Origin of the sequence: Moorena sp. SIO3B2 (assembly GCF_010692525.1) — a bacterium.
Lineage (GTDB): Bacteria > Cyanobacteriota > Cyanobacteriia > Cyanobacteriales > Coleofasciculaceae > Moorena > Moorena producens.
On the sequence record NZ_JAAHHE010000412.1, the window covers coordinates 1 to 4,955 of the forward strand.

A 4,955-nucleotide genomic window follows, 5' to 3' on the forward strand; every position below is an offset into this window, starting at 1 on the left:
ACTGTTTGAGCCGGTGGGTGGAATGGGCATCTGGCTGTGGAATCGGCATCAGGCTGTGGCATGGGCATCAGGCTGTGGCATGGGCATCAGGCTGTGGCATGGGCATCAGGCTGTGGCATGGGCATCAGGCTGTGGCATGGGCATCAGGCTGTGGCATGGGCATCAGGCTGTGGAATGGGCATCTGGCTGTGGAATGGGCATCTTGCCCGTTTCAATTTCCGGGCAAGCCCGTCTGATAGCAATCGCCAGGGCAGTTAGGACATGACAAAAGTCTCACACCCTTTGTAAGCGATGCAGAGGTGCGACCCGTGGCGAATTTAATTCGCCAACGGAAAGCGCACCTAAGCGGTCTTGGGGGTTTCCCCCATGAGCGACTGCATCAAGAAGCGCAAGAGTTTGACTTCTGACAAAGGACTTCTGACAAAGGACTTCTGCTATATCACGCACCCTACGGAACTACTCTCGACTGCGGAAGGGGGAGAGCAAGAGTACCCTCGCGGGTACCTTCAAATTCCAGAGAGCTTTGGAAAAATGGTAGTTAACAGTTCAATCTTTCTGAAGTCCTTTTCTAAATTCATAGAGATTCACTATGACAACTAACAACGAAGATTTAATCCATGCTCTTCTGGGAAAACTTTACCAGACACTTACCGCAGGAGTTTAAAAAGATATTGAAGAGGATAATGCCTAAAGTAGACTTAGCAAAATTTGGTATTTTTGCCGTTTTACTGGTATTTCTGTTAGGTAGTTCATGGGTGCTGGCTGATATGTTGCAAAATCAGGCTATTGCGGCTTCCTACGTGCAATTTGCTACAGGTAATTTCCAGTTGCGGAGTTATCGGAAGGCTACTCATCCCAAGTTTGGGAGTAGTCCTGACAGAGAAATCTTTTCGCCTGTGTCTGTCCCTAACTGCACTGCCGTAATTCCTGACCAAATTTATCGTTTTGTTGAGGGTATAGATAGCTGCCTTCAACTAATGACAGATGATGAAATTGAGCAGATGCTCAAGGATCCATTTGCTACTGGGATTCTGAGCAAAGGAACATTTCCAGAGAATGTAGATGCTCTAGCTGCTGCTATTGCTGACTCCCAACTCAACTTGGAATCAGCGAACTACTTGCTTGGAGAAGGCAGTCAAATCCCGACGACTATTGCATCCCGTGAAGAACCCCGTAACCTTCGTTATGTTCTTACTTGGGGAACGAGTCGCACCAGTAATGCCGATATTCTTGTGAGTACAGCTGCCGGTGGCAACTCTAGCTTTTTGCAAGTAATTGCCTGGGATGCACAAGCCAAAAAATACAACTTCTATGAATTGCGGGAACAGGTAGGTGAACAACCAGGTACATCTACCAAAGTTTGGACTTGGGCTGGGGATTCTGGGATGGCGCGGGCAAAACCAACTATGGGAGTGGGCTGTTTTGATTGTCACCATAATGGTGTGGTGATTATGAAAGAACTTGCTCCACCCTGGAACAATTGGCATTCTCAGCGGGGGCCAATCTCACCCCTAGTAGTGCCGTTAAGGGTGACCCAAGAAATATTCTTTCAGAACTTGCAAGGAGCCGAGGTGCTTGAGCAGGTAATTCGCAGTGGTTTCATTAACTACCATAAGAATTGGTTGCGCGATCGCTACAAAAGACAAGAAGGAGTTATTAACTTAACGGACGTCAACCAGATGCTACGTCATCTGACCACCAACACTACCATCAATTTGGCCTCAACGAAGATTGAAAGCAATGGAGCCAATACTAGCCCAGCCAACCGTGCTGTTGATGGTATTCCCAATGACTTTTTTGTTTGGGATTCAGCCCTCAAGACCAGCTTAGGTCTTAACTACAATATCCCGCTGATTACCTTCGAGCGACAAGAGTATGACAATTACCTAAATACCAATCATTTCCAACTGGTTCAATCTGACTTCACCAAACCGGATGATTCTCCACTGTACGAACAGGATGGCTCTACCTACTTTTCTTTCTTTGTGCCAGTTCCTGCTGCAGAAGACCTCTACATGCTCACACGGATGCGAAGTGCCAAGATTTTGACAGATAAATTCATTGCTGCTGTCTTGATGGTGGACTTCAAAAACCCTGTCTTTTCCGAAAAGCGGTCTAGCTTGCAGCAGTACGCTGAGCAAGTCACAACAGGCACAATCATCAATGGGATTAGTAGTGTACCCAATGATTTTGCCGAGAAAGTTAGAGTTGCTGCTGCTAACCAGTCTCCCTGCGATCCTACTAACTTTGACCAATGCACTGCGGAACAACAGTTTTTGCAAACATGGGAACTACCTGATAATCAGTGGAAATCCTTTGTCGAAGAGCAAATTCAGGCTTATTTGGATGAATTAAACACACTTTCTCCTAGGGAGCAGTTAGCTCAACTGATGGAATCAAGTGTCAAGCGCCGGGAGCAGTTTCAATCCTGGCCAACAATTAGTAACCTGAATGAATTTAGCTTGTTACTTCCCCAGAGTGATTTAAGGTAAGCATTCAGCTATCAGCTATCAGCTATCAGCTTAAGCGCTACGCGCACGCTACGCGAACAGCTATCAGCTATCAGCTATCAGCTATCAGCTTAAGCGCTACGCGCACGCTACGCGAACAGCTATCAGCTATCAGCTATCAGCTATCAGCTTAAGCGCTACGCGCACGCTACGCGAACAGCTATTAGCTATCAGCTATCAGCTATCAGCTTAAGCGCTACGCGCACGCTACGCGAACAGCTATTAGCTATCAGCTATCAGCTATCAGCTATCAGCTATCAGCTATCAGCTATCAGCCTATGCGCTATGCGCACCCTACGCGAACAGCTTTTGAAGAAAATAGCTGACCGCTGACCGCTGACTGCTGAATGCTTACCTATTAAATTCTCTCGTTCTAGGTTTATTTTAAGCACCTCAAGTAGCGTGAGCTTTTAGCTGACGGCTGATCGCTGAATGTTTAGAAATTAACTGAAACAACAACAACTTACTTGTGATATCGATAACAGTAAAAAACTAAGGAGTCAATCAATGGCTAAACTACCTCAATTTGATCCACCAGCCAATCAAAATGATTTTTGTGGAGAAGAAGAAAAGGAACAAGCATTACGCACTCGCTGGAGTAATAACATCAATCGCTATACAGAACAAACCTTGAAAAACGATCCGTGGAGTTCAGTTAACCAACCACCCCTAAGCCAATATTTCAATCCTCTCAAAACTGATATTCCAGAAGGAACGAAGGGTGTACCTATTAAATGGACGGCGTTCCCGAACCGGATTTTAATGGCATATCCCAATGTTGGGGAACGTACCCAGTGGCAATATGCTGACGAAGGACCACCCCCGGAGGATAACTATGGTCCGAGTGGTCCCCGTGGCTGGCAGGATGAATATTGTGAGTGGAGCGTCACCCGCAATGCAGAGGGTAAGATTACCAAAATAATGTTCACATGTGAGAACCGAGAATACTGGTATACCTTGTGGGAAGTCGATCCCAATGTTGTCTTGGGCCTTTACCAGAAATTAGTCAGTCCCCAGGTCAAAATTGAGGATCTGTATCTGCGTAACCAACAAGGTAATTTAGTTATCGATCCCGCCACGGGGCGACCAGCTTATAACGATCGCAATGTCTGGAATAGCACCACGACTGCTGGAGCGGTTCACCTGATTAGCAATCCTAATTCCCTAAGTGCGGAAGTATTTCTAGCTGGACAAGCCACAGTCCTCCGTAGAGATGTAGCAGGTAATCCAATTACAGACAAAAACCAGCTGATCAATTGCAGTCGGTATGGTACCCCAAACCGTAACAGTGATCCCACCATTGGAGCGTTGGTTAACGGAGTAGTGCGGGGAACAGGAGAACCAGGTTCTGGCATGCAGATATCCCTGGCAAATCCCGTCGGTCTGTACATCCAAGAACCTAGTTTTAACACCTACGAATTACCCTTTGATGCCCCTGAAGATGCTAAACCCTCAGACTACTGGAAGGTGATTCGCGGACGTAAACGGGACTCTGGCCAGGAAATGGACTATATTCTCCATGCAGTTTATGAAGTGCCTGAGGAGTTAGGCTTTACGGTTAGCGATATTACCATCAATGGATTCAATATTGAATACGGGGCACAAATTGCTCAAACTTTCCAAATTGCTCTTGCCGGTCTGCCCTTGCCTCAGGTCAACCAAGATGGGCTTCTTTGTGCAGGGGAACCAAAGTTATTACCTCGTCCGTATGTCTTGAGAGAATTGGAAATGCTTAGTGTAGCGTTTCGTTCTAGCTTAAATATGCGTATTGAGCCAGGGACTACCGTGGAGAATGTTGTACTATACGCATTTGACAGCGATTCACAATCCACTATTGAATTTACTGGTTCACCAGGTATTACCTTTGAACAAACAGATTTTCAGGATCTAGGTAGTAATCAGCAAGTGTTCATCCTCACCATCACTGCTGCTCCTGATGCTCCCTTGGGGAATCGTTCTATTCTTATGAAAAATCCCGATCCGGATAACCCCGCAAACTATTACGGTGGTCCTGCTGTTTTTGGTTTATTAGAAGTCGTTGCACCAGGTACACTTAACAGAAAACAGGATGCTGCTGTATCTGAGTTGGCAGAAACTACTCCCACAGCGATAGCAGTGCCAGATAAACTTCTCTTGGCTCCCATTGAGTTATCCAACAGGAGCAATGGTAGGTAATACTTAGATCTTGCACCAAGTTTAAAATTTACCTGTCAAGCTAGGGAACAGGGAACGGGGAACAGGGAGCAGGGAATAGGGAACAGGGAATAGGGAATAGGGAACAGGAATAGTGGTGCGTTACGGGACGGGGATCCCAACCGATGCCAAAAGCCGGAAAACCATGGCAAGCCCGTCTTATCACGCACCCTACGCACCTCCCCCATCTCCCCATCTCCCCATCTCCCCATCTCCCCACACTTCCCACCCTCTCTACCTAGCCTCACCAAT

General features: G+C 46.7%; 3 protein-coding genes and 1 pseudogene. 3 read left to right on the forward strand and 1 reads right to left on the reverse strand.

The window, feature by feature from the left end; translation table 11 throughout:
- The 3 genes from F6K38_RS34890 to F6K38_RS34900 all read left to right on the forward strand — a co-directional run.
- A partial coding sequence (locus F6K38_RS34890) for a hypothetical protein (RefSeq protein ID WP_287359687.1) occupies positions 1-265 on the forward strand: 265 nt, incomplete at its 5' end.
- 418 nt (positions 266-683) lie between these two features.
- Positions 684-2,492 carry a hypothetical protein gene (locus tag F6K38_RS34895; RefSeq protein ID WP_287359688.1) on the forward strand — a complete coding sequence of 603 codons (1,809 nt, stop codon included), beginning with the start codon at positions 684-686 and terminating at the stop codon, positions 2,490-2,492.
- 525 nt (positions 2,493-3,017) lie between these two features.
- Entirely contained in the window at positions 3,018-4,685 is a 1,668-nt protein-coding gene (locus F6K38_RS34900) for a DUF8225 domain-containing protein (RefSeq protein WP_008185253.1), read from the forward strand.
- A 35-nt stretch (positions 4,686-4,720) separates the two neighbouring features.
- On the opposite strand, the pseudogene F6K38_RS34905 reads toward F6K38_RS34900, so the two are convergent.
- Positions 4,721-4,955 (reverse strand): annotated as a pseudogene (locus tag F6K38_RS34905) (hypothetical protein); the annotation flags it as partial.

Bases quoted from the DNA above. Each gene is read 5' to 3' on its own strand.
- F6K38_RS34900 (WP_008185253.1), top strand. From the start codon at position 3,018: ATGGCTAAACTACCTCAATTTGATCCACCAGCCAATCAAAATGATTTT.
- F6K38_RS34895 (WP_287359688.1), top strand. From the start codon at position 684: ATGCCTAAAGTAGACTTAGCAAAATTTGGTATTTTTGCCGTTTTACTG.